Origin of the sequence: Photorhabdus sp. P32, assembly GCF_038085095.1 — a bacterium.
GTDB lineage: Bacteria > Pseudomonadota > Gammaproteobacteria > Enterobacterales > Enterobacteriaceae > Photorhabdus > Photorhabdus luminescens.
The window spans coordinates 52407-78479 of record NZ_JAZGJN010000288.1 but is presented as its reverse complement, the minus strand read 5'-3'; the positions used below and the strand labels follow the sequence as shown (position 1 = coordinate 78479).

The following is a 26073-nucleotide window of genomic DNA, read 5'->3' as shown; positions in this document are numbered from 1 at the left end:
ATGACGGATTATTTGGGTAAAAAAGTCGTCATTATCGGGTTGGGACTGACTGGTCTCTCCTGTGTCGACTTTTTTATGGCACGAGGCGTGATCCCGCGTGTGATGGATACTCGTGCGGTACCACCCGGCAAGGATAAACTGCCCGATGGTGTTGAGTGTCACAGTGGAAGCCTGAATACTGGTTGGTTGATGGATGCTGACTTGATTGTTGTAAGCCCAGGCGTTGCTTTGGCAACGGTGGAATTACAGGCTGCGGCTAATGCAGGTATTGAAATTGTTGGTGATATCGAGTTGTTTTGCCGTGAAGCAACAGCTCCAATTGTCGCAATTACGGGTTCTAATGGTAAAAGCACCGTTACCAGTCTTGTCGGTGAAATGGCGAGAGCGGCTAATTGGCAGGTGGGTGTTGGCGGTAATATTGGCCTGCCTGCATTAGAATTGTTGAAGAAATCTTGTCAGCTTTATGTTTTAGAGCTCTCCAGTTTCCAGTTGGAAACCACATATAGCCTGAATGCAACAGCTGCCGCTGTGCTTAATGTGACTGAGGATCATATGGATCGCTATCCTCAGGGAGTATCTCAGTACCGGGCGGCTAAACTGAGGATTTATCGCCAGGCGAAAAGATGCATTGTGAATGCTCAAGATCCCCTGACACTGCCTGAAACGGGTATGGACAGCCGTTGTGTCAGCTTTGGTGTCGATTGTGGCGACTACCAGCTTGATAGTGAAAACGCCTGTTTGAAAGTTCACAACCAATCACTACTGGCGACAAATGAAATTAAGCTGACTGGACGACATAACTACGTCAATGGATTGGTTGCATTGGCTTTAGCTGATGCGGTTGGTATTCCTCGTGAAGCCAGTTTGACAGCATTGACGGTTTATCCGGGGCTTGACCATCGTTTCCAACTTGTTCATCTGAACAACGGAGTGCGTTGGATTAACGATTCTAAGGCAACCAATGTTGGCAGTACGGCGGCGGCGCTTAATGGTCTGAACCTGGAAGGCACGCTTTATTTGTTGTTAGGTGGCGATGGTAAGTCGGCAGACTTTTCTCCGCTCAAGCTTTTCCTTTGTGGGGATAAAATTCGGCTTTATTGCTTTGGCCGGGATGGGAAACGACTGGCGCAACTACGCCCGGAAATAGCGACATTAACTGAAACTATGGAACAGGCGATACGTGATATCGCTCCGCGGCTGGAGGCGGGTGACATGGTGCTGTTATCTCCTGCTTGTGCAAGCCTTGATCAGTTCCGCAATTTTGAACAGCGTGGTCATGAGTTTGCCCGTTTGGCAGAGGAGTTGGGCTGATGTCTATTCCGGGATTCAGTAGATTAAAAGACTGGGTTATTGGCGGCCGTGAAACTGATGCCGCCAATATGGTGTTGTATGATCGCACACTGGTTTGGCTGACGCTCGGATTGGGAATTATCGGCTTTGTTATGGTGACATCAGCATCAATGCCGGTCGGGCAGCGTCTTGCAGAAGATCCGTTTCTGTTTGCTAAACGTGATGCGATTTATCTCTTGCTGGCTTTCGGGTTGTCATTGATCACACTGCGTATCCCGATGGATTTCTGGCAGCGCTATAGCAATCTGATGCTGCTTACTTCCGTTATTTTGTTGTTGATTGTCCTGGTGGTGGGAAATTCCGTAAATGGCGCATCGCGTTGGATTGCCATTGGGCCTTTGAGAATTCAACCTGCTGAGTTATCGAAACTTGCTCTATTTTGCTATCTCGCCAGTTATTTAGTGCGCAAAGTAGAAGAAGTGCGGAATAACTTTTGGGGGTTCTGTAAGCCAATGGGCGTGATGGTTGTGCTAGCGGTGTTACTTCTGGCTCAACCTGACTTAGGAACTGTGGTTGTACTGTTTGTAACAACGTTGGCAATGCTATTTCTGGCCGGTGCGAAGTTATGGCAATTTCTAGCGATTATTGGTTCAGGGGTATTCGCGGTGGTTTTGTTAATCATTGCTGAACCTTACCGTATACGCCGTGTGACGTCCTTTCTGGACCCTTGGGAAGATCCATATGGCAAAGGTTATCAATTAACGCAATCTTTGATGGCTTTTGGTCGTGGGGAATTTTTAGGGCAAGGACTAGGAAATTCAGTACAGAAATTGGAATACCTGCCGGAAGCGCATACTGACTTTATTTTCTCTGTTTTGGCAGAAGAATTAGGTTACGTAGGTGTGGTTTTGGTGTTGTTAATGATATTCTTCGTCGCTTTTCGCGCGATGACGATAGGTCGTCGCGCATTACAGATGGATCAGCGTTTTTCGGGTTTTCTCGCTTGTTCGGTGGGTATCTGGTTCAGTTTTCAGGCTCTGGTTAACGTTGGGGCCGCCGCCGGTATGTTGCCGACTAAAGGTTTGACTTTACCTTTGATTAGTTACGGTGGTTCAAGTTTGTTGATTATGTCAACAGCTATTGTATTGCTATTAAGAATTGATTTTGAAACACGCTTGGCAAAAGCTCAGGCGTTTGTAAGGAGCCCCCGATGAGTGGCAAAACCCGGCGTTTGATGGTGATGGCAGGTGGAACTGGAGGACATGTCTTCCCAGGGTTGGCTGTAGCTCATCATTTAAAAGACCAGGGCTGGGACGTTCTCTGGTTGGGAACAGCGGATCGTATGGAAGCCGATTTAGTACCGAAACATGGCATTGACATTGAATTTATTCAGATTTCTGGTCTGCGAGGTAAAGGGATCAAAGCATTGTTAGCTGCCCCGGTGCGAATTTTCAAAGCAATTCGTCAGGCAAAGGCGATTATACATCGCTATCAACCAGATGTCGTGCTTGGCATGGGAGGATATGTTTCTGGTCCCGGCGGTATTGCTGCATGGATGTGCGGTATTCCGGTTGTATTGCATGAACAGAATGGTATTGCCGGCCTGACAAATCGGTGGCTGGCTAAAATTGCTACAACTGTTTTACAAGCATTTCCCGGCGCATTTCCAAAAGCGCCCGTTGTTGGCAACCCTGTTCGCGCAGATGTGTTGGCGCTGCCTATGCCTAAACAACGTTTAACAGGGCGTGAAGGTCCGATTCGGATTCTGGTTGTTGGCGGCAGTCAAGGGGCGAGAATTCTTAACCAGACAATGCCTGAAATTGCTGCCCGTATGGGTGATAAAATTACGCTTTGGCATCAGACAGGCAAAGGGGCGAAAGAAAGTGTTCAGAATGCCTACAACAACTCAGTTAAATGTGAACATAAGATTACTGAATTTATTGACGATATGGCGCAAGCTTATGCTTGGGCTGATGTAGTGATTTGTCGTTCTGGCGCGTTGACGGTTAGTGAAGTGTCTACTGCGGGATTACCTGCGATTTTTGTGCCATTTCAGCATAAAGATCGTCAGCAATACTGGAATGCGTTACCTCTAGAAAAGGTTGGCGCAGCAAAAATACTGGAGCAACCCCAATTTACGGTTGATGCAATAATCGAATTGTTAACTCAGTGGCAACGGCCGCAATTGTTGGAAATGGCGGAAAAAGCCCGTTCAGCAGCAATTGTTGATGCAACTGAGCGAGTATCGGCGGCATTAATCGATGCGGCGAAAAAATGATTTAGATCGCCTTAAAAGGGGCGGTGAAGCAAACATATATAGTGAAGAAGAAAACGTGAATACACAGCAACTGGCGAAATTAAGAGCTTTCGTGCCTGAGATGAGGAAAGTCAGGCATATCCACTTTGTTGGCATTGGAGGTGCTGGCATGGGGGGGATCGCCGAAGTGTTGGCTAATGAAGGTTATCAGATTAGTGGATCTGATTTAGCGCCAAACCCGGTAACTCGGCAACTGACTAAGTTGGGCGCTCAGATTTACTTTAACCATCGTCCTGAAAATATACTGGATGCCAGTGTTGTTGTGGCTTCAAGCGCAATCTTGGCGGATAACCCGGAAATTGTCGCTGCTCGTGAGGCCCGAATTCCGGTTATTCGCCGAGCAGAGATGTTGGCAGAACTCATGCGTTACCGTCATGGTATCGCTATTGCCGGGACTCACGGTAAAACAACCACAACGGCGATGATTTCTAGCATCTATGCACAGGCTGGTTTAGATCCCACCTTTGTTAATGGTGGTTTAGTTAAAGCAGCAGGAACACATGCTCGTCTTGGCAGTAGCCGTTATTTAATTGCGGAGGCTGACGAAAGTGATGCCTCTTTCTTGCATTTGCAGCCGATGGTGGCGGTCATTACGAATATCGAAGCAGACCATATGGATACCTATCATGGTGACTTCGAAAACCTGAAACAGACGTTCATTAACTTCTTGCACAACTTACCTTTCTACGGGCGTGCAGTTATGTGCATTGATGATCCGGTTGTTAAAGAGTTAATCCCTCGTGTTGGGCGCTATATCACGACGTATGGTTTTAGTGAAGAGGCCGATGTCCGTATTACCCATTATGAGCAAAAGGGCGCTCAGGGATATTTTACTATCAGTCGTCAAGATATGGCGGATTTGAAAGTCGTATTGAATGCGCCAGGTCGCCATAATGCGCTGAATGCAGCGGCGGCAGTAGCCGTTGCAACTGAGGAAGGGATTTCTGGCAGTGATATTTTGGCTGCGTTGGCTGGTTTTCAGGGAACCGGGCGCCGTTTTGATTTTTTGGGCGATTTTTCTCTGGAACACGTTAACGGCAAAGGTGGCAGTGCAATGTTGGTTGATGATTATGGTCATCATCCAACGGAAGTGGATGCAACGATTAAAGCCGCTCGCGCTGGCTGGCCGGATAAACGTATTGTGATGATATTTCAACCTCATCGTTATACCCGAACCCGTGATTTGTATGATGACTTTGCCAATGTATTGAATCAGGTAGATGTATTGCTGATGTTGGACGTTTACTCTGCGGGTGAAGCGGTTATTCCGGGGGCGGATAGTCGTTCGTTGTGCCGTACTATCCGTAGCCGCGGTAAGTTAGATCCGATTTTAGTATCTGATTCAGCAAAGGTAACCACTGCGTTGGCACAGGTGCTGGATGATAATGATTTAGTTCTGGTTCAAGGGGCCGGCAATATAGGCAAAATAGCGCGTAATTTGGCTGAAACAAAATTACAGCCATCTTTGAATGAGGAAAAACGCAATGGCTGAGAAAGTCGCGGTACTGTTGGGGGGAACTTCCGCTGAGCGTGAAGTTTCGCTGTTATCGGGACACGCCGTGTTGGCTGGCTTGAGAGAAGCAGGTATTGATGCATATCCAGTTGATACAAAAGATTTTTCTGTAACTCAACTTAAAGAGGCTGGATTTGAGAAAGTCTTTATCGCGCTTCATGGGCGTGGTGGGGAAGATGGTACTTTGCAAGGTGTATTAGAGTTTTTGCAGTTACCCTATACCGGTAGCGGCGTGATGGCCTCTGCGCTGTCAATGGACAAATTGCGCACAAAACAGTTATGGCAAGGGATTGGATTGACTGTTTCGCCATATGTTGCAATGAATTCTCAGCAATTTGAACGATTGACGGATTTTCAACTCCAAGAATATGTAGCTGATTTAGGTCTGCCATTAATTATTAAGCCAAGTCTGGAAGGTTCCAGTGTTGGTATGACTAAGGTTAATGAGATTTCGGAGTTGCGTGGCGCATTAGAGATAGCGTTTCGTTATGACGTTGATTTGCTGATAGAAAAATGGTTGTACGGCCCGGAATACACGGTAGCCATCCTTGGTGATACGGCTTTACCTTCTATTCGTATTCAACCCGCTGCTATTTTTTATGACTATGAGGCAAAATATCTGTCTGAAGAAACACAGTATTTTTGTCCAAGCGGCTTAAGTGATGAAAAAGAGCAGCAATTGGTAGAACTGGCGCTTAAAGCTTATCAATCAGTAGGATGTAGTGGTTGGGGACGGGTAGATGTCATGATGGATACTGATGGTGGTTTCTATCTGCTGGAAGTGAATACATCGCCAGGGATGACCAGTCACAGCTTGGTGCCGATGGCTGCGCGTCAGGCTGGATTAAGTTTTTCACAGTTGGTGGTAAAGATTCTGGAGTTGGCTGATTGATATGTCTCAAGCGGCCCTGAAAGTAAGGGGGCGGGATAATGAAAATAGCAGTTCCCGTCCTAGTAACGGCTCTTACCTGGCAGGGCTTATTTTCTTCCTGATGGTAATTGGGACCATTATTTGGGGAGGTTGGGCTGTTCTTAACTGGATGAAAGATGCTAACAGATTGCCTATTTCAAAACTGGTGGTAACGGGTGAGCGTCACTACACTACCAACGATGATATCCGGCAGGCAATTTTATCATTAGGGCAACCGGGAACTTTCATGACGCAGGATGTGAATATCATTCAGCAGCAAATTGAACGGATGCCGTGGATAAGGCAAGTCACTGTCCGTAAACAGTGGCCTGATGAACTGAGAATTCATCTGGTAGAATATGTCCCTTATGTGCGCTGGAATGAAACACAGATGCTGGATGCCGAAGGTCAAGTATTCAGCATTCCGCCTGAATGGGGAGCTAAAGGATATTTCCCGATGCTTTATGGCCCACAAGGTAGTGAAAAAGAAGTACTTGATGGTTACCGAGCTATGGCTAAACTTCTCGCCGCCAATAAACTGAAATTAAAAGCGGCGGCAATGACTGCGCGCCGTTCCTGGCAACTGACGCTGGATAATGGTGTCCAGCTAAAGCTGGGAAGAATGGATACAACAGGCCGTATTAAACGTTTTATCGAGCTTTATCCGCTGTTACAGCAGAACACAGAGAAAAGGGTAGATTACGTGGATTTGCGTTATGACAGCGGCGCCGCGGTAGGTTGGGCGCCTTTACCGATTGGCGATCCTAATGCTCCGGCCAAAGGGCAATAAACAATTACTGGCAATAATTATATGAGGCAGGCAGAACAACGATGATCAAATCGACGGACAGAAAATTAGTAGTTGGCCTAGAGATTGGCACAGCAAAGGTATCTGCCCTTGTTGGTGAAATTCTGCCCGATGGTATGGTTAATATTATCGGGGTGGGAAGCTGTCCATCCCGCGGTATGGATAAAGGCGGTGTAAACGACCTGGAGTCGGTTGTTAAATGTGTACAGCGGGCTATCGATCAGGCTGAATTGATGGCAGATTGTCAAATTTCTTCTGTTTATCTGGCGTTATCTGGAAAACACATCAGTTGTCAGAATGAAATCGGGATGGTTCCTATTTCCGAAGAGGAAGTCACTCAGGAAGATGTAGACAATGTTGTTCATACTGCCAAATCAGTTCGTGTACGTGATGAATACCGAATACTACATGTTATTCCGCAAGAATATGCTATCGATTATCAGGAAGGCATTAAGAATCCGGTGGGGCTTTCCGGTGTGCGCATGCAGGCGAAAGTTCACTTGATTACCTGTCATAATGATATGGCGAAGAATATTGCAAAAGCCGTTGAGCGCTGTGGTTTGAAAGTCGACCAGCTTATTTTTTCCGGGTTGGCTGCCAGCTATGCTGTTTTGACCGAAGACGAGCGTGAATTGGGCGTTTGCGTGGTAGATATTGGCGGCGGGACGATGGATATTGCGGTGTATACCGGCGGAGCGTTGCGTCATACCAAAGTTATCCCTTATGCCGGCAACGTTGTCACCAGTGATATTGCTTATGCCTTTGGTACGCCGCCAAGCGATGCAGAAACGATAAAGGTACGCCACGGTTGTGCGCTGGGTTCGTTAGTCAGCAAAGATGAAAGTGTGGAGGTACCCAGTGTCGGTGGACGTCCACCACGTAGCTTACAACGTCAGACGTTGGCTGAGGTCATTGAGCCGCGTTACATCGAATTACTGAATTTAGTGAATGATGAAATCTTGCGATTGCAGGAACAGTTACGCCAGCAGGGGGTTAAACACCACTTAGCTGCGGGTATTGTCTTGACTGGTGGTGGCGCTCAGATTGATGGTTTGGCTGAATGTGCTCAGCGTGTGTTCCATGCTCAGGTACGTATTGGTCAACCTCTTAATATTACTGGTCTGACGGACTATGCGCAGGAACCCTATTATTCAACAGCAGTGGGGTTGCTGCATTACGGGAAAGCCTCTCATCTTAATGGTGATGCGGATATTGAAAAACATGCTTCAGTGAGTCGCTGGTTTAAGAGAGTCAGTAGCTGGCTGAAAAAAGAGTTTTAATTTTATACAGAGGCTGCATCTTCTTTTAGCCTCGATATAAAGGCACAAAGCGGAGAGAAACTATATGTTTGAACCAATAGAATTAACCAATGACGCGGTGATTAAGGTCATCGGCGTCGGCGGTGGCGGCGGTAACGCTGTTGAGCACATGGTGCGTGAACGCATCGAAGGTGTTGAATTCTTTGCAGTAAACACGGATGCTCAGGCATTGCGTAAAACGGCTGTCGGCCAGACTATCCAGATTGGTAATGGTATTACCAAAGGTTTGGGCGCTGGGGCAAACCCGGAAGTGGGTCGTACTGCTGCTCAAGAAGATCGGGATGCATTGCGCACCGCGCTTGATGGTGCGGATATGGTATTTATCGCTGCCGGTATGGGTGGTGGTACTGGTACTGGCGCAGCGCCTGTGGTAGCTGAAATTGCAAAAGAGCTTGGGATTTTGACAGTTGCTGTGGTGACTAAGCCTTTCAATTTCGAAGGTAAAAAACGCATGGCGTTTGCCGAACAAGGGATCACTGAATTATCCAAACATGTAGATTCATTGATTACTATCCCTAACGACAAACTGTTGAAAGTGCTTGGCCGCGGCATTTCATTACTGGATGCTTTCGGCGCAGCTAATGACGTTTTAAAAGGCGCGGTTCAGGGTATCGCTGAACTGATCACGCGTCCAGGTCTGATGAATGTTGACTTTGCTGACGTGCGTACCGTGATGTCCGAAATGGGCTACGCTATGATGGGTTCTGGTATTGCACAGGGTGAAGATCGTGCAGAAGAGGCCGCTGAGATGGCGATTTCTAGTCCATTGCTGGAAGATATCGACTTGTCAGGCGCTCGTGGTGTTTTGGTTAACATTACTGCTGGTTTTGATCTGCGTTTGGATGAGTTCGAAACAGTGGGTAACACGATCCGCGCATTTGCATCTGATAACGCAACTGTCGTGATTGGTACCTCTCTGGATCCAGACATGAACGATGAGTTGCGTGTGACTGTGGTTGCCACCGGTATTGGGATGGATAAACGTCCTGAAATTACGTTGGTTACCAATAAATCTTCTCAGTCAAGTGTAATGGAACACCGTCATCAGCAAATATCTGGCGGTATGTCTTCATTGTCTGAAGAAAATAAACCAGCAGCAAAAGTGGTGAATGACCAAAGCGTACAAACTAGCAAGGAGCCCGATTATTTGGATATTCCTGCATTTTTGCGTAAACAGGCCGATTAATAGCTAAAAAATTGGATTCTCCGCTTTTTGTGCTAAACTTGCCCGCCAACCATAGTGTATAGTGGTTGGCAGGATGGATAACATTGCGAGATAAAACGATGATCAAACAAAGGACACTTAAACGTATTGTTCAGGCGACTGGCGTCGGTTTACACACCGGTAAAAAAGTCACGCTGACAATGCGCCCAGCACCGGCTAATACCGGGGTCATCTATCGCCGCACTGACTTGAATCCACCGGTTGATTTTCCGGCAGATGCAAAATCCGTGCGTGATACTATGCTCTGTACTTGCCTGGTAAATGAGCATGACGTGCGAATCTCAACGGTTGAGCATCTGAATGCAGCACTTGCGGGGTTAGGTATCGATAATATTATTATCGAAGTTGACGCGCCAGAAATTCCTATTATGGATGGTAGCGCTAGCCCGTTTGTTTTCCTGCTGCTGGATGCGGGCATCGAAGAGCTGAACACGGCTAAAAAATTCCTGCGTATTAAGGAAACTGTACGTGTGGAAGAGGGTGATAAGTGGGCAGAGATGACACCTTATAATGGTTTCAGTCTGGATTTCACTATTGATTTCAATCACCCTGCAATTGATTCAAGCTCTCAACGTTACTGCATGGATTTCTCGGCAGAAGCGTTTGTTCGTCAAATCAGTCGTGCACGTACATTTGGCTTTATGCGTGATATTGAGTACTTACAATCTAAAGGCTTATGTTTAGGCGGTAGCTTTGATTGTGCGATTGTTGTTGATGACTATCGTGTGCTTAATGAAGATGGTTTGCGTTTTGAAGACGAATTTGTCCGCCATAAAATGCTGGATGCAATTGGCGATCTGTTTATGTGTGGCTATAACATCATTGGCGCATTTACTGCGTTCAAATCTGGTCATGCGTTGAACAATAAACTGTTGCAGGCAGTTCTGGCGCAAGAAAGCGCATGGGAACTGATCACTTTCGAAGATGAAGCTGAAATGCCATTGGCTTTTCTTGCTCCATCAACTGTAATGGCATAACTCTCTCATGTGCTGAGAATAATTCAATGATATATCAGTGAGTTATGTTATCAGTGGTTTTGTTCTCGCTGATGTTTTTTACTCAGCGTTAGCGCTTATTTTTTAGCTGTACTGGCACTCTCTCCGGCCAGTGCAGCTAATCGCTCTAATCTTTCCTTCAGCTTTTTTGGACTACGGTTCGCTAGCACTATTAATTCTTTCGCACTCTCTTGACTTAACTGACGCGTCGGTAACGTTTTGTGATCATTGCCCATCGTTTTTGCGAAGCTCTGCGCACTATTGCCATGCTTAATCATAAGTGATGGGTTAATCCTGATGTCGATAGATGACAATGATGGTAGAATTCCGCTTCTTAGTGTAGAAAGCAGCGTTGGCAGCTCGTAACGTAATCTGGTCATCCAACTGGCGTTTCCTGCTTCCAGTACCAGAATTTGTTTGCGATAATTAGCGACCCGACACCACGGATGTAATTGTGCGGGAAGCAAGCTAATAACGGCACGGTTAAGTTTTAACAAAGCGACGGCACGTTGCTGGATAACATGAAGCGGGCTTTTCTCAACGGCAGCGGCGTCTTCAAAAAGAACATCTAATGATTGTGGGCGGCTATCGCGCATAATAAAAGTAGCTCCGGTATGATGAAGGATTAATGGGTATTCTAAATCTTTGGCGACAATTTGGCAGACGTTATTTCTGGTCACATCTATTATTAGGGGTGGTTGCGGCAAGTATTGGCGTTCCTACCATTGCAGCGGGTGTTACCGATAATATTTCACAAGCGACGCCTAGCCAAAGTTGGCAAAATCAGGCTTTATCAGCTTTTGATAATCTATTCTCATTGCAGAATGTTCAACACCAGCCGGCTAATGGTATTAATTACTGGCAACAACATGCTGTACGCAATGTGATCAGGCAGCTTTCTTTTGTTTTTTCTATTTCCCAACCTGTGAACGATGAAACAGCAAAACAAAGTATCCGGTTAAGCTCTTCTAGTATTCAGCAGCTTGTGCTAGAAACCCTGAATGCACTATTAACTCAGGAACCTAAGCCGCCTGAACCAGTTTCAGATATACCTTTCCTGAATGTTTCATCACAATCTTCTTATACTCCGACGTTTTGGATTGCTAAAGCCCAAGGTATCCGCGCAGGTCCTACTGCCTACCTCTGAATCTTCGTTTTTTTACAAATTCCGAAATAAATAACTATTTGCTGGCTGCGAGATAACGGCCTTATCTGAGATGTAATTAACTATGCTGATTAAATTATTAACAAAGGTTTTTGGTAGTCGTAATGACCGTACACTGCGTCGTATGCGTAAAGTTGTTGATGTGATCAACCGCATGGAGCCAGAGTTTGAAAAATTGTCTGATGACGAATTGAAGGGTAAAACAGCCGAATTTCGTGCCCGTTTGGAAAAGGGGGAATCGCTGCAAAATTTGTTACCTGAAGCATTTGCAACAGTACGTGAAGCAAGTAAGCGCGTATTTGCTATGCGTCATTTCGACGTTCAGTTACTGGGGGGAATGGTTCTAAATGAACGTTGTATTGCTGAAATGCGTACTGGTGAAGGTAAAACATTGACAGCGACTTTGCCGGCTTATTTGAATGCATTAACTGGGCGTGGTGTTCACGTAGTCACAGTGAATGATTATCTGGCACAACGCGACGCTGAAAATAACCGCCCATTGTTTGAATTTCTGGGATTGAGTGTTGGTATTAACCTGCCAGGTATGCCGGCGCCCGTTAAACGCCAGGCATATGCCGCAGATATTACCTATGGTACTAACAACGAATATGGCTTTGACTATCTTCGTGACAACATGGCATTTAGTCCTGAAGAGCGTGTTCAGCGCAAACTACATTATGCGCTAGTGGATGAAGTTGACTCCATTCTGATTGACGAAGCGCGGACGCCATTGATTATCTCTGGTCCCGCTGAAGATAGTTCTGAACTTTATATCAAAGTTAATAAGTTGATCCCTAAATTGATTCGTCAGGAAAAAGACGACTCAGAGACTTTCCAGGGAGAAGGCCACTTTTCTGTCGACGAAAAGTCCCGTCAGGTTAACTTGACGGAACGTGGTTTGGTTTTAATTGAGCAATTGCTGGCGGAAGCCAAATTGATGGAAGAGGGTGAATCCCTATATTCACCAACCAATATCATGTTAATGCACCATGTTACGGCTGCGTTACGTGCCCATGCGCTGTTTACCCGTGATGTTGATTATATTGTGAAAGATGGCGAAGTCATTATTGTTGATGAGCATACTGGCCGTACCATGCAGGGGCGTCGCTGGTCTGATGGATTGCATCAGGCTGTTGAAGCTAAGGAAGGAGTAGAAATTCAGAATGAAAACCAAACCCTGGCTTCTATCACTTTCCAAAACTACTTCCGGTTGTATGAAAAACTGGCGGGTATGACTGGTACAGCAGATACCGAAGCATTTGAGTTTAGCTCTATTTATAAGCTCGATACCATTGTGGTGCCGACAAACCGCCCAATGATCCGTAATGATTTGCCGGATTTGGTTTATATGACCGAAGCTGAAAAAATTGAAGCTATCATTGAAGATATCCGCGAACGTACCGATAAAGGGCAGCCTATATTGGTGGGAACTATTTCTATTGAAAAATCTGAACTGGTTTCCCGTGAACTAACTAAAGCGGGTATTGAGCACAATGTACTTAACGCCAAATTTCATGCAATGGAAGCGGATATTATTGCTCAGGCTGGTCAAGTAAGCGCGGTAACCATTGCGACTAACATGGCTGGTCGTGGTACGGATATTGTGCTAGGAGGTAGTTGGCAGGCAGAAATTGCTAAACTAGCAGAGCCAACAGAAGCTCAGATTGAAGAGATTAAAGCTGCCTGGCAGGAACGTCATGATAGGGTTCTGGCCGCAGGTGGTTTGCATATTATCGGTACGGAACGTCATGAGTCTCGTCGTATTGATAATCAGTTACGTGGGCGTTCCGGGCGTCAAGGGGATGCGGGATCGTCCCGTTTCTATTTATCAATGGAAGACTCACTGATGCGTATTTTTGCCTCTGATCGTGTTACTGGCATGATGCGTAAATTGGGTATGAAACCGGGTGAGGCGATTGAACATCCGTGGGTGACCAAAGCCATTGCCAATGCTCAACGTAAAGTAGAGAGCCGTAACTTCGATATACGTAAGCAATTGCTAGAGTACGATGATGTTGCTAACGATCAGCGCCGCGCTATTTATGCTCAGCGTAACGATTTGCTGGATGTGAGAGATGTTAGTGAAACCATTGGTAGCATTCGTGAAGATGTATTTAAAGCAACCATTGATGCTTATATTCCCCCTCAATCTCTAGAGGAGATGTGGGATGTGGAAGGTTTGCAGCAACGTTTAGCGGCTGATTTCGATTTAGAGCTGCCGATCAAAGAGTGGTTGGACAAAGAGCCTGAACTACATGAAGAGACGTTGCGTGAGCGTATCCTTGAACAGGCTGTTGAAGTTTATAAACGTAAAGAAGAGGTTGTCGGCGTTGAAATGATGCGTAACTTCGAAAAAGGTATCATGTTGCAGACTCTGGATATGTTGTGGAAAGAGCATCTGGCAGCAATGGATTACCTACGCCAGGGTATCCATCTACGTGGTTATGCTCAGAAAGATCCAAAACAGGAATATAAACGTGAATCTTTCGCTATGTTTGCCAACATGTTGGAATCGCTGAAATACGAAGTGATTAGTACATTGAGCAAAGTTCAAGTGAGATTGCCGGAAGAAGTCGAGGCATTAGAGCAACAGCGCCGGGCAGAAGCTGAACGCTTGGCAAGACAACAGCAATTAAGCCATGAAGTTGAAAAAGGCGCATTGATGTCTACAACAGAAGCTCAGATTGCTAGTGGAGCTCGTAAAGTAGGCCGTAATGATCCTTGTCCTTGTGGATCGGGTAAAAAATATAAACATTGTCACGGGCGCTTGCAGTAATGATAAAAAGGCGGGAAACCGCCTTTTTACTGTTAGTTTTAAGTGAGTCATTTGGATATAACATTTGGTTGTTGAGCGATCAAAAAGAATAGATGAAGAAGTAAGAGTAATATGGAAAAGAAACACCTACATATAGCCGCTGGGATTATTAGAAATACACAACATGAAATTTTTATTACTCAGCGCCATGCTGATGCCCATATGGGTGGTTTCTGGGAATTTCCTGGCGGGAAAGTTGAGAAAGAGGAAACGCCTGAGCAGGCTTTAATACGTGAGTTACAGGAAGAGATTGGTATTGCCGTTACTCATTATGAGCTGGTAAAAACGGTTGAACATGATTTTCCTGACAGGTTGATTACCCTGTATTTCTTCTTGGTGGATGGATGGGAAAACGAACCTTTCGGTAAAGAAGGGCAGCTTTCTCGGTGGGTATTACAGAAAGATTTAATTGCTGATGAATTCCCGCCAGCTAATCGCAGCATTGTTGCATTACTTACCGCTTGAGTTGTCAATAGCCGCATTATAATAACGCGGCTATTTATTATTGCTCAGGCTGTTCACTCCAATCGTCGCTATCGGAGTTTTCACTTTGGCTTGGTATCCGTTTCTCTTCACTTGCCCACTCGCCTAAGTCAATTAATTGACAGCGCTTACTACAAAATGGGCGGTGTGGGCTTATTTCTCCCCAAACCACGGTCTTACTGCATGTTGGACATTCAATGGTTAATAATTCAGACATAATAATTTTCCTGATAATTAGTTCGTAATATTAGCAGCATGCCAATTCAAATGGTAAATGAGCAGGCACGAAGCCTTTTTCACTATCCAATGGTAAAAAACGGATAGCAAACCGGGTTTTATGACCAGAAATTTGAGGAAACAGTAAAGGTTTTAATGGTAAACGTAACCTCAGTAAATCTGCGCCTTCTGCTGTGTTCTGATGAAAACCGTTTTTACTGATTTCTGAACGGAAAATAGCAGATTGGCGGATGAGTTCTAAAATACTTTCCAGGGCTTGTTGGAGAGGCAGCAAACTATCAATCCAGAATGCAACCATTTTATCTCTTTCTGATTGTGGTAAATGAAGCCATAAATGTAGGGTGGGTAGATCAAAACCACAGCACCCACTTGGAATACTGAGACGCTGACGCACCATACTGATAATTTTATCTTCTTTCAGGGATTGTCCTAACCGTGGTGCTTTACTTAATGCGATAGCTCGCTCTTTCAATTTTAATCTGAAACTATTGACAATATTAATATCAACATCGGGTATTTCAGCCCATTGTTTTAATTTGGCCTGTTGGCGTTCTAATTCTTTTAGCAATTCTGAACGTACTTCCCCCCGTTCTAGCACTTCAAGTAGCTCAGTCACTGTGCGGAAAAAGGCGAGGCTGCTTGCTAGTGAGTTTAAATGGCGTTGACTGGTGAGTTGTTGCAGAGAAGATTCGATTCTCAACCATGCTCGCATTTTTTCATTCAGTGGGTGTTCAAAAATGATTGTAGAAGTTGTGTCACTCATCATGATTATCCTGTCTGGCTGAACCAGCTAATCTTAAATATTGTTGATGTAGTTCGGCAACACGAGGAGCAATTGCCTGTACATTATCATGATTTGAGATAATGTCATCGGCATAAGCCAGCCTCTCGCTACGGGATACTTGGGCAGCCAAAATATTTTCAACCTGTTGGTTGCTAATACCATCACGAGTGGCTACCCGGCGGATTTGTAATTCAGGTGAAACGTCAACGACTAGAATCCGATCTGCCAGATGTCCCAAATTATTTTCGACTAATAATGGAATAACCCAAATAACATAAGGCGCAGTTATCTGTTTTAATTGTCGCTGGGTTTCTTGATGTATTAGAGGGTGAAGAAGTTGATTAACCCACTGTTTCTCTTGTTTGTTTGTGAATATTTTCTGGCGTAACAGTGCTCGGTTAAGGCTGCCATCGGGTGTCAATATGTCATGACCAAAGTGTTCTGTTATGGCTTGTAGAGCCGGCGTTCCAGGAGCAACGACTTCTCTGGCAATAATATCTGCATCGACAAGAGGAACACCAAGAGCTGCAAAAGCATTGGCGATTGTGGTTTTACCGCTGCCAATCCCACCTGTGAGTGCAATAATATAAGTCATCCTATCCCTTAATATTACTTGATACTATTTTAGGATTGTAACCGAAAGGAGGCAGATGACCTAGAGACAAAGCTATGGAATTATTTTTACTTTAGGTAAGTATCGTACCTAGCTGAAAAATGGGTAAATACATTGCGAGCAATAGTGTACCGACAATGATCGCTATTATGACTATAAGTATTGGTTCTAGTAACTGGGTCATATTATCAGAAATTTCCAATGCTTGTTGTTGGTACCAGTTAGCGAGATTTCCTAATAATAGTTCCAGATTGCCAGATTCTTCGCCAACACTGACAAACTGTTGACACAGAGCAGGAAAACAAGATTGTTGTTTCAGTGTTTCGCTCATTGGTATCCCTTGATTAATTTGAGCTCGTAAGAATTTAGTCGCTTGCAGAAATACCGGATGATTTATTGATGCAATAGCACTATCTAACCCTGCGGTGAGTGTCAGGCCGGCTTTTTGTGTCATAAACAGGATATGGAAAAGTTGCCCTAATTGCTGGCAACTAATTAATTTTGCAATAACGGGTAAACGTAACATTAGATTTTTTTCACGAGTGATCCATATTGTATGACGTTGACGTAATTGTAGGTAAAATAGAAGCAATATAATTAATCCAATAACACCATAGCTACCATACTGAATTAGCCAGTTGGAAGTTATTAATAAACTGCGGGTAAGCAGGGGAAGTTGTGCATCAAATGAATGATAAATATGTTCAAATTCGGGTAAAACAAAAACAAGCATTAATAAAATAATGATGCCGGCAACGACGGTAATAATCAGAGGGTAACGCAATGCTTTTGCTATTTTCTTCTGTAATTTATCTTGTTGCTCCTGTTGTTTAACCAATAATTGACAGCAGACTTCTAATTGCCCGGTTAATTCTCCAACAGTAATAAGTTGACAAAATAAAGGCGGAAATAGAAATGGATAATTTTTTAATGAGGAGGAAAATGACTCTCCACGGGTAATTTTTTTGCTAATATCTAATAATACACAGTGCCATAATGGATGATCACATTCTCGAATAAGAATGTTGAGACAATTTAGTAATGGCATTCCTGATGATAATAGTGTCGCCAATTGACGAATAAAATTCAAACGGTAAGCAACTTGTTGTTGATGATAAAATATCAATTTTTCACATTTTATATTATAAGGTTGCAATCCAGAATGAATAAGCTGCTGATATAAATCTTTCCGGCTGTCACATAGTGATTTCCCTTTTGATATTTCGCCTTTGTTATTCACTGCTTGCCAATTATAAAGATAATGAATTTTCATTATTATTCCTGACCTGTGACTTGATAAACTTCTTCTAATGTAGTGATACCTTGTTCCACTAATAAAATACCGGATGAAAGTAAAGTCTCTTTTCTTTGAGATATAATGGTTTTTTGTGTATTTTGAGAGTTCTGTTCTGATAATATTTGTTGAATATCATCTGTTATTTCTAAAAACTCATAGATAGCTGTTCGACCATAATAACCGGAAAAACAGTGCTCGCAACCAACCGCCAGCCATTGCTTAATAAATAGAGAATTATTTTCGGTATTAATAATGGTTTCTTCTGTTTGTTGTTTACGACAATGAACACATAATTTTCTAACAAGCCGTTGGGCGATAATTAATTTAATACAAGAAGCCGCCATATAACCTGAAATACCCAGATTTTGTAGGCGAGATAATGTATCTATGGTTGAATTAGTGTGCAATGTAGAAAGGACCAGATGACCTGTTTGTGCCGCTTTTACTGAAATTTCGGCTGTTTCGCTATCACGTATTTCTCCCACCATAATGACATCAGGATCTTGGCGTAACAGCGCCCGTAATACTTTGGCAAAATTGAGGTCGATTTTGCTGTTAGTTTGTGTCTGGTTAACGCCGTTCAGTGGGATTTCTACGGGGTCTTCTACACTGCAAATATTCTTTTTATTCTGATTCAGATATTGTAAACAGCTATATAAAGTCACGGTTTTTCCGCTACCTGTTGGGCCAGTGACTAAAATCATTCCTTGTGGTAATGCGAGTTTTTGTCGGAGCTGATTTAATAATGGATCAGGAATACCTAGTTGATCTAGCGACAATTGTTGCATTGTATTTAATATCCTAAGCACAACTTTTTCTCCATGTATTGTCGGCAAAGTTGCCATACGGATAGCATAATTGTGTCGGGTGTCAGACCAATCAAATTGTCCATCTTGAGGGAGCCGTTTTTCAGCAATATTCAATTTCGCCATTATTTTAAGACGTGCGGCAATGCTTGCGCTCATTTGAGAAGATGGAGAAGACAAGGGGTGTAATGCGCCATCAACCCGGATACGAATACGATAACCTTGTTGGAATGGTTCAAAATGAATATCGGATGCACGCCGTTGAATTGCAGCTAATAAAGTTTGATTAATAAGTTGAATAACGGGAGCATCATTTTCATCTGTATTAGTATCAGCTATAAGTGGTAATAACGCGGATTCTTCCTCTGGTGCACGACTCAATGAAGTATTTTGATGTAATATTGATTCTATCCTTGCCAGTGGCCAAATTTCTACATTGACGATGCATCCGGAAATAAAGCGTAATGCTGATAATAAATCATCATTAGGTAATTCGTTGCTGGCAATTGTTATCGTATTATCATCTTTTTTTATTACAACAGATTGGTGGCGTTGACAAATATCATAAATTTCTCTTTCCATCAATGTGTTTTCTGCTGTTGAAAGTGAGTTCATTGTTACTTCCTGTATAAATATATATTGATATAACTGTTATCTTTCAAGTTGCCTCTTTGTTGGCTGCATTCACTCACCCCGGTCACATAGTTATCTATGCTCCCGGGGATTCGCTCCCTTGCCGTCGCGATGCATCTTGAAATCCATAAGGTATAAGAGTAATGCATTAAAATTCAAATAGTTCCTGACAACGGCTCTTTAATGAATTGTTTGCTGATTCACATTTAATATTCCATTTAATTAAACCTGTTTGTGTATTTAGTATCGGCTTTAATATAACACTGAGGTTTTTAAGACTCTGTTTCCCGTTAATGGTAACTTCCCCATTTTTAACTGAAATGTTTTCGATATATCTGCTGTTATGTTCTTTGGGAATTGACATTGCTCCTGCATTGCAACCATTGAAATCTTCAATTTCAAAACCGCAAAGTTCTATACCTGATTTATAAGGTACAATATTTTGTAGTATATCTGTTAAAGCGGCTTTCTGGATATACCCTTGATAACTGGGAATGCCAATAGCACTTAAGATGGAAATGATAGCAATAGCAACCATAATCTCCATTAAAGTAAATCCTTGTTGTCGCATATTTTTTCTCCGTGTTGCGGTATTGCGATATATATCCGTTGTCATAGGGTATAGAGAATGAATGAAAAATAAAAAAATGAAACAGGATATATGAAGGTTATGGAATTGACTCGAAAAAATATTTCTGAATTACACGGTTTACAAAAATATTTACGGTGGTGTTCGCAAATTTTCTAGCTACCCATTGCTGATTTACACCACCATCAATATTATTATTGCTAATTACTGAAAGCGCATTGAGAGATCTAATGCTCTAATATGTTTGGTGAGCGCTCCGACAGAAATAAAATCGATGCCTGTTTCAGCATAGCTGCGCAGAGTATCCAGGGTGATATTACCGGATACTTCTAAAGCGACTTTACCTGATGTGATAGCGACGGCTTCTTTCATCATTGGAATAGTAAAATTATCTAGCATAATAATATCAACCTGAGCTTTTAGTGCCAGAATGAGTTCATCTAGAGTTTCTACTTCGATTTCAACAGGGATGCCAGGGTGAGAATAACGAGCTTTATCTACTGCCTGTTTAATAGAGCCATTGGCAATAATATGGTTTTCTTTGATAAGGAAAGCATCGAATAATCCAAGGCGGTGATTATTGCCACCTCCGCAAAGTACGGCATATTTTAGGGCTGTGCGTAATCCCGGTAGCGTTTTGCGCGTATCAAGTAATTGGGTTTTTAAGCCGACAAGACGGTGAACATAATGACTGGTTTCCGTTGCAACGCCAGAGAGAGTTTGAATAAAGTTAAGGGCGGTACGTTCACCAGTTAATAATATCTGTGCTGGGCCTCGTAATATGCAAAGTTTTTGGTTAGCTGTAATTGCATCACTATCTTTGACTAACCATTCAATGGAGATTTGGTCGCCTAATTGAGTAAAAACTTCATTCAGCCATTGTTGTCCACAGAAAATGCCATCTTCCCGAGTGATAATGACTGCGGTGGCTTGTTTATCTGCGGGAATTAATTGGCCGGTAATATCAGCGGTGAAATTTGTATTTCCGCCTAGATCTTCTTTTAATGCGAGGGTTACGCTGGCAGGAATGTCGTTCTGCAAGTGTTCCATAAGAACAGCACGGCGCTGATCTACATTGTAATTTTGTTTTGTCATTAAAAAGCTCCAGAGGTGATAACAATATTGATGGTTTGAACATGCTACCCTGTTGTGTAGTGAACAACTACTATCTTGGTTTTGTTATCTAGATTTAGTATGAGCTTTGTTGTACTGACACAATGATTTATGGGCAGACCCAGATATAAAAGGGCATATCACTGGTTAAAGTGACGTTGCTTCGGAAAGAAAATTGATCTGGGATTTTATTTCGATTGGACACATTACCAGCAATTGTTGCAGGAGCAGAAAGAATGACTCTCTTTATACTGTTGTTAGTGTTGGCATGGGAACGGGTTTTTAAAATGGGTGACCATTGGCAATTGGAGCGCCGTCTTGAGCCATTGTTTACCGATTTGAAGTCTTTTTCGTTATGGAAAAGCCTTTTAATGACGTTAGTAGTCATGATGATTACATGGGTATTGATTGAAATATTAAATGATTTTATGTTCGGTATTTTTGAACTGGTTTTATGGGTATTCATTTGTTTGCTGTGCATCGGGGCGGGGCGCTTACGGCATGATTATCGTGAATATTTTCGTACTGTTCATCAGGATAACAGGGAACAGCAAAGAGAATATCTTACGCGTCTCGCGATTATTCATGGTTTACCTTCTGATGCCAGTAAAGAGAATATGTTGCGAGAGATACAAAATGCGTTGCTATGGATAAATTTTCGCTATTATCTGGCGCCGATTTTTTGGTTGATTGTGGCGGGTGAATTAGGGCCGGTTGCTTTAATGGGATATTGTTTCTTAAGGGCTTATCAGGGATGGTTGGCACAATATGGTACGCCGGTTCAGCGAGCTCAATCTGGCGTTGATGGCTTGTTGCATTGGTTGGATTGGATTCCCGTTCGTCTGGCTGGCGTTACTTATGCTTTATTAGGGCATGGTGAGCGAGCTTTACCGGCGTGGGTTGCTTCTCTTAGTGATTTAAGAACCTCACAATATAAAGTGCTCTGTCAGCTTGCTCAGTTTTCATTAAGTCGCGAACCCCATCTTGATTCAATTCAAACGCCTATTGCCGCAGTGATACTGGCGAAAAAAGTGACTTTCTCTATCATCGTTGTCGTTGCCTTACTGACAATTTATGGGGCATTGGTTTGATTCGTTGGCTTAATGACTCTGATTGGTTCGGGTTTTATTCATCCCTTTAGCTATTAGAGCTGGTTTTTGCAGCGCCGACTGGCGCTGCAACAATCGTAACAACTAAGCAGAAGGTTCGATGAAATTAACATCCGACCAGACTGAAATCACAGCGACAGCCTGGGCGAGTCCACCGGCGCCATCTGTCTTCATCAGAATGGGGACCACGGATACTTGTGTTGATGCTGTATAGCTATCGTCCCCTTGCTTAACGTATCTCGCGTTTTCCCCTTCACCTCGGTGCCCGGTACTGAGTGATAAGGGTTTGTTGGCAGAATCGAAGAACGCGAAAGCGACCTGATCTATTGACGAGGCTAGGGCATTCGGTTTACCCGGCACAAATGGCCCATCGATTCGGTAGAGTAGGCGTGAATGTTGAAAGACCTCGTCATCGCCGGAACAGGTGCTGTTTATCCCTATTTGCCTGGCTGATTCCAGTGGATCTCCCGCTTTTTTACCGGCTCTTTTCACTGTTCCCCAATTCACCGATGGAGGGGTAAGGACAACGGCACAGGTGGATGGCTTTTTAACGGATGAGAGGATGACGGTGGTCCACAGGGGTTTCAGCATGCCGTTAGGCCCCGATATTGCCGCTGGAGTCCAGCCGATCGAGCCCACTGACAAATGACTTCCCCCCGGTTTTGCATTGAAATTGCCGTCACTGTCCGGGTAAATCGCTCCGGTCACTGTGCGAACACTGACATCAACCAGGCCGTTAGCATCCGGGACGCAAGGAAGGTTAACGCCGCTATTCCCGGTTGCCAGATTGGCGGTGTGGTAAGTATTGGCTGAACCATGCGTCTGGCAAGAGAGTGAAGATTGCCCGATATCGACGGTAAAGTCACCGGTTCGACCTACCCGGGTGCTACTCGGTGACGACGAAGAGAGTAATGGGCTGGCGCCCGATCCCACGGTGTAGGCCATAAACTGCGTTCCGGCAGGGACACGACAGGTTGTCGACCAATCAAGCGGGCCACTGGTGGTATAGCCCACTATTTCATCACGTGAATAATCCCGCTTATCTTTGTTGTTTGGCGCCATTGCATAACCGGTGACATTGCGAACCATATGCACCAATTCAGCCTCACAGTCCTGATAAGTCTCTGTTGCCTGGAGTGGCAAAGCGGTGAATAAAAAGAGCAGTGATACTCCCAGGCCCATAAGGGTTGGGACCGGGTTTTCGACATGACTGCCCCACAAACGTTCAGTATTTAACATCCTTCTTCTCTCCAAATTATTCATCTGTTCAAATCGCGGGTCTAACTTCCGGGGATAACCGCTCTTTTGGCTGTGTTCCGGAGGCAAACGCGAGACAGGTGATGTTTTACCGGGCGCGCAGGTCAAGCTGCCCATATGAAGGTCATGCTTATAGACACACGGCATCGGCCTGCACCAGTTGTCCGGGGGTATCGGACGACACCTGATAACGGGTGGTGCATTGTTGATTTGCCCCGTTTCCCCATTTAACTTTCACATGACCGGCGGGCGGCATGCCGCTCAGATAAACCCGGCCGTTATCGCCCACAATGCCGCCGCCGGCCTGAGCCGCGTTCCCCGCTAGCGTTGCCGTGGCGCCAAAGGGCACGGGTTTGCCATGATGTGTCAAAGTCAACAGCAACTGGCTGCCTAAGCGCACCTGATAATTGGCCAGCGTCACCGCCCCCTTGGTCGGGTAAACGTTCTTACTGGTCTGGTCAATATCAACCCCGTCCGGCAGTGTGGACGGATCTAGATTGATGGTGTTTTTATGGTAGACCGATCCGCCCGGCAGGACGGCGTAGCCGCGCCAATCGGTCTGGACGTTGCCGTTACTGACCGTCACCCCTTTTGCGCCGGGCGCGCGGACTAACACCGCTTCATCACCTAATGAGCGTGATAGCGTCATGCCGTAAGGATGGATCAGGAGGGCGCCGGAAGTCCCGTAGGTGAAATGATGGCTATTGGCGCTGTCGTTGTAACCCAGATTAACGCTGCCCTGGCTGCCCTGATAACCCAGAGACAAAGACCGGCTGTTTTGCTGGCCGCTGTGTCCCCAGCCTTGTTGGAGGTTATAATTCAGGCGGTTATCCCATAACGTGCCGCTGATGCCGGTCTGTTGAGAGGTATGACCCTGCGAGTCGCGCGAGGCGGTATAGCGGGCATAAACGCCCTGTAACGCCGACGATGACCCAAAAAGACTGAGCGGGATCTGCATATTCAATGACAGTTGGCGGTTCTCCGGCCAGTGGCCCTCGCCTTTTATACGAGAAATGTTATAACTCAGGTTATAGCTGATCCCCATCAACATGGCGTTGTAACCCAGACTCAGATTGTTGTCGGTACGGCCATTCCAGTAATCGTTGCGCGTCCCGGAGGCGTAAAGACTGCCCCAGCGTCCCAGTGTCTGACGCAGATTGACCTGCCAGGTGCTTTGACGTCGGTCAAGCGCCCACGGGACCTGATATTCATTCAGGCTGTATCCCATGCTGTTAACATCACTAAAACTGTAGTAATGCTGAGTGGAATAGCGGTAGGCGGCCAAATCAATGCCGGTGCCGGTACTGATCAAATTCTTGGAGTATTTCACCCGATAAGATTGGCCCTGTTGCTGGTGACCTTCCTGACCCTTAACCCCTTGTAACTGGGCGCGGGCAAACGTCGCATCCGCAGACAGGGCGCCAAAAACCCCCAGTGACACGCCCGAGCCTAATACCCCCGACTGGTAGTTGCCGGCGACCAGCCCGCCGCCGTACAGGGTGATATTGTGCGGCAGGCCATAAACCAGCGTGCCCAGCGCAAATACCGGGGAACGGCTGCCATCGGTGAGGTTGCCGCCGTGATATTGACCGGTCGTCAACTCATATTTAATGCCGCCGGGTCGCTGCATCACAGGAACAGACGAAGCAGCGAAGGTGGAGACCCGGGTACTGCCATCTTCCTCTTTGATGGTGACCGTCAGGTCGCCCGCGCCCCCGGTAGTGTACAGATCGTTGAAACGAAACGGCCCCGGCGCTACCGTGGTTTGATAGACGGTATAACCATTCTGGGAGACGGTCACCTGCGCATTGGAGTTCGCCACCCCGGTTATCTCCGGGGCGAAACCGCGCTGACTGTCAGGCAACATAGCCTCTTCAGAAGCCAGTTTCATGCCGCGAAACGGGATGCTGTCAAAAATGTCCCCGCCGGTATAGGTTTCACCCGCGGTGAGCTCACTGCGCAGCGACTGGATATCCCGTTGCAGGTAGGTATTACTCACCTGCCATTGGGTCTGTGCCGGTGTGGAAAAACCGGCGGGCCCCTTGTTACGCTGACGGTTGTAACTGTAAGTTTGCGTGCTGCGCAGACGCCACGGGCCCAGATTCAACCCATTGCGAAAAGAGGCGAACAGATTGCGGGAGCGTGATCCGCCGCCGGCGCCCTGACCGTCATAACGCCCTTCTGAACCGTTAACGGTGTAGTTCATCAAAAAGGCCGGGATGCCGTTATCCCACAGTGACGGATCGACCATCCCGGAATGATGAGATTGCATAGCGACCTGAGGGACGCTCAGATCCAGACGTAAACGGGCGAAATCCAGAGTTGCACGGGCCTGCGGGATCTGTTTCGTCAGATCGGTAATGAGGCTGTCGTTCGTTTTTCCCTTAAAAGCCGGTAACCCGCGAACATTGACCCCATATTCTTCTAGCTGCGCAACCGTTAATACCGGTTGAAGATGGTTGTTAATCAGCCTGAATTCAATCTCGCGGTTGTCCACCTTATTCTGATTTATGTAGACATCGACCAGATAGCGTCCCGGTGCGACATACCCCGCGGTTTCATACGCCGAGAGATCGACATGACTGCGTTCACCGTCAGCGCCCATCAGGAAAGCCGGATTAAAGTATTCCCGCGCGGAGGCGGGCAGAGCCGTTGCCGTCAGTGAACACAGCAGACATAGGTACACCGGACGGGGCCGGAAACGGCCCGGTTGACCGGACGCACGTGGGTTACCCGCCCGTAGCGCAGACGGAAATAAAATGTTTATTGCCATAGCTCATCTCTGCTTCTAATTA

The 26073-nt window shown here is 45.3% G+C and carries 23 protein-coding genes; 13 read left to right on the top strand and 10 right to left on the bottom strand.

The window, feature by feature from the left end; all coding sequences use genetic code 11:
- The 9 genes from murD (at nucleotide 1) to lpxC (ending at nucleotide 10359) form a co-directional block, all read left to right on the top strand.
- The gene (gene murD / locus V2H77_RS19250) at nucleotides 1-1311 is read left to right on the top strand and encodes a UDP-N-acetylmuramoyl-L-alanine--D-glutamate ligase (protein ID WP_341500090.1); all 1311 of its coding nucleotides are present in this window, start codon (nucleotides 1-3) and stop codon (nucleotides 1309-1311) included.
- Nucleotides 1311-2504 (top strand): cell division protein FtsW, encoded by a 1194-nt coding sequence (ftsW, locus tag V2H77_RS19245; RefSeq protein WP_341500089.1) that lies wholly within the window; start codon nucleotides 1311-1313, stop codon nucleotides 2502-2504. Before murD ends, ftsW begins: the two co-directional genes overlap by 1 nt.
- Complete coding sequence (gene murG, locus V2H77_RS19240; RefSeq protein WP_341500088.1) at nucleotides 2501-3568, top strand: undecaprenyldiphospho-muramoylpentapeptide beta-N-acetylglucosaminyltransferase; 1068 nt, start codon at nucleotides 2501-2503, stop codon at nucleotides 3566-3568. Before ftsW ends, murG begins: the two co-directional genes overlap by 4 nt.
- Nucleotides 3569-3623: 55 nt before the next feature.
- Nucleotides 3624-5099 (top strand): UDP-N-acetylmuramate--L-alanine ligase, encoded by a 1476-nt coding sequence (murC, locus tag V2H77_RS19235; protein WP_341500122.1) that lies wholly within the window; start codon nucleotides 3624-3626, stop codon nucleotides 5097-5099.
- On the top strand, nucleotides 5092-6012 hold the full coding sequence (locus tag V2H77_RS19230) for a D-alanine--D-alanine ligase (RefSeq protein ID WP_341500087.1): 921 nt from the start codon (nucleotides 5092-5094) through the stop codon (nucleotides 6010-6012). Before murC ends, V2H77_RS19230 begins: the two co-directional genes overlap by 8 nt.
- Nucleotide 6013: 1 nt before the next feature.
- Complete coding sequence (ftsQ, locus tag V2H77_RS19225) at nucleotides 6014-6820, top strand: cell division protein FtsQ (protein ID WP_341500086.1); 807 nt, start codon at nucleotides 6014-6016, stop codon at nucleotides 6818-6820.
- A gap of 41 nt (nucleotides 6821-6861) precedes the next feature.
- On the top strand, nucleotides 6862-8118 hold the full coding sequence (gene ftsA / locus V2H77_RS19220) for a cell division protein FtsA (protein ID WP_049582386.1): 1257 nt from the start codon (nucleotides 6862-6864) through the stop codon (nucleotides 8116-8118).
- 64 nt (nucleotides 8119-8182) lie between these two features.
- Nucleotides 8183-9343, top strand: coding sequence for a cell division protein FtsZ (ftsZ, locus tag V2H77_RS19215; RefSeq protein ID WP_132345906.1), 1161 nt, complete (start codon nucleotides 8183-8185; stop codon nucleotides 9341-9343).
- A 98-nt stretch (nucleotides 9344-9441) separates the two neighbouring features.
- Nucleotides 9442-10359 carry a UDP-3-O-acyl-N-acetylglucosamine deacetylase gene (gene lpxC, locus V2H77_RS19210; protein WP_265378485.1) on the top strand — a complete coding sequence of 306 codons (918 nt, stop codon included), beginning with the start codon at nucleotides 9442-9444 and terminating at the stop codon, nucleotides 10357-10359.
- A gap of 95 nt (nucleotides 10360-10454) precedes the next feature.
- On the opposite strand, the gene V2H77_RS19205 is transcribed toward lpxC, so the two are convergent.
- Complete coding sequence (locus tag V2H77_RS19205) at nucleotides 10455-10973, bottom strand: DUF721 domain-containing protein (RefSeq protein WP_341500085.1); 519 nt, start codon at nucleotides 10971-10973, stop codon at nucleotides 10455-10457.
- A gap of 32 nt (nucleotides 10974-11005) precedes the next feature.
- Between V2H77_RS19205 and secM the strand changes: the two genes are divergently transcribed.
- The 3 genes from secM to mutT all read left to right on the top strand — a co-directional run bounded on the left by secM (nucleotide 11006) and on the right by mutT (nucleotide 14822).
- A complete protein-coding gene (secM, locus tag V2H77_RS19200) occupies nucleotides 11006-11524 on the top strand; it encodes a secA translation cis-regulator SecM (RefSeq protein ID WP_341500084.1) in 519 nt (172 codons plus the stop codon).
- Nucleotides 11525-11606: 82 nt separating this feature from the next.
- Entirely contained in the window at nucleotides 11607-14318 is a 2712-nt protein-coding gene (gene secA / locus V2H77_RS19195) for a preprotein translocase subunit SecA (protein ID WP_341500083.1), read from the top strand.
- 111 nt (nucleotides 14319-14429) lie between these two features.
- On the top strand, nucleotides 14430-14822 hold the full coding sequence (gene mutT / locus V2H77_RS19190) for an 8-oxo-dGTP diphosphatase MutT (RefSeq protein WP_341500082.1): 393 nt from the start codon (nucleotides 14430-14432) through the stop codon (nucleotides 14820-14822).
- 37 nt (nucleotides 14823-14859) lie between these two features.
- Here mutT and yacG read toward each other — a convergent pair whose 3' ends face one another.
- The 7 genes from yacG to nadC form a co-directional block, all read right to left on the bottom strand.
- Nucleotides 14860-15057, bottom strand: coding sequence for a DNA gyrase inhibitor YacG (yacG, locus tag V2H77_RS19185; RefSeq protein ID WP_265378490.1), 198 nt, complete (start codon nucleotides 15055-15057; stop codon nucleotides 14860-14862).
- 30 nt (nucleotides 15058-15087) lie between these two features.
- Nucleotides 15088-15840, bottom strand: a complete 753-nt coding sequence (gene zapD, locus V2H77_RS19180) for a cell division protein ZapD (protein ID WP_088373318.1) — start codon at nucleotides 15838-15840, stop codon at nucleotides 15088-15090.
- The gene (gene coaE, locus V2H77_RS19175; protein ID WP_265378491.1) at nucleotides 15833-16456 is read right to left on the bottom strand and encodes a dephospho-CoA kinase; all 624 of its coding nucleotides are present in this window, start codon (nucleotides 16454-16456) and stop codon (nucleotides 15833-15835) included. The genes zapD and coaE overlap by 8 nt, the downstream gene beginning before the upstream one ends.
- Nucleotides 16457-16547: 91 nt before the next feature.
- Nucleotides 16548-17747, bottom strand: a complete 1200-nt coding sequence (hofC, locus tag V2H77_RS19170) for a protein transport protein HofC (RefSeq protein WP_341500081.1) — start codon at nucleotides 17745-17747, stop codon at nucleotides 16548-16550.
- Between the two features lie 2 nt (nucleotides 17748-17749).
- Nucleotides 17750-19192 carry a type II secretion system protein GspE gene (gene gspE / locus V2H77_RS19165; RefSeq protein ID WP_341500080.1) on the bottom strand — a complete coding sequence of 481 codons (1443 nt, stop codon included), beginning with the start codon at nucleotides 19190-19192 and terminating at the stop codon, nucleotides 17750-17752.
- A gap of 166 nt (nucleotides 19193-19358) precedes the next feature.
- On the bottom strand, nucleotides 19359-19781 hold the full coding sequence (ppdD, locus tag V2H77_RS19160; RefSeq protein ID WP_265378494.1) for a prepilin peptidase-dependent pilin: 423 nt from the start codon (nucleotides 19779-19781) through the stop codon (nucleotides 19359-19361).
- Between the two features lie 222 nt (nucleotides 19782-20003).
- Complete coding sequence (gene nadC, locus V2H77_RS19155) at nucleotides 20004-20894, bottom strand: carboxylating nicotinate-nucleotide diphosphorylase (RefSeq protein ID WP_341500079.1); 891 nt, start codon at nucleotides 20892-20894, stop codon at nucleotides 20004-20006.
- 254 nt (nucleotides 20895-21148) lie between these two features.
- On the opposite strand from nadC, the gene ampE reads away from it, so the two are divergent.
- Nucleotides 21149-22003, top strand: coding sequence for a beta-lactamase regulator AmpE (gene ampE / locus V2H77_RS19150; protein ID WP_341500078.1), 855 nt, complete (start codon nucleotides 21149-21151; stop codon nucleotides 22001-22003).
- Nucleotides 22004-22105: 102 nt separating this feature from the next.
- Here the strand turns inward: ampE and V2H77_RS19145 are convergent, their stop codons facing one another.
- Both V2H77_RS19145 and V2H77_RS19140 read right to left on the bottom strand, forming a co-directional pair.
- Complete coding sequence (locus tag V2H77_RS19145) at nucleotides 22106-23425, bottom strand: hypothetical protein (RefSeq protein ID WP_341500077.1); 1320 nt, start codon at nucleotides 23423-23425, stop codon at nucleotides 22106-22108.
- Nucleotides 23409-26051: a fimbria/pilus outer membrane usher protein gene (locus tag V2H77_RS19140; RefSeq protein ID WP_341500076.1), complete on the bottom strand. Its 2643-nt coding sequence runs from the start codon at nucleotides 26049-26051 to the stop codon at nucleotides 23409-23411. Before V2H77_RS19140 ends, V2H77_RS19145 begins: the two co-directional genes overlap by 17 nt.
- Between the last annotated feature and the right edge of the window lie 22 nt (nucleotides 26052-26073).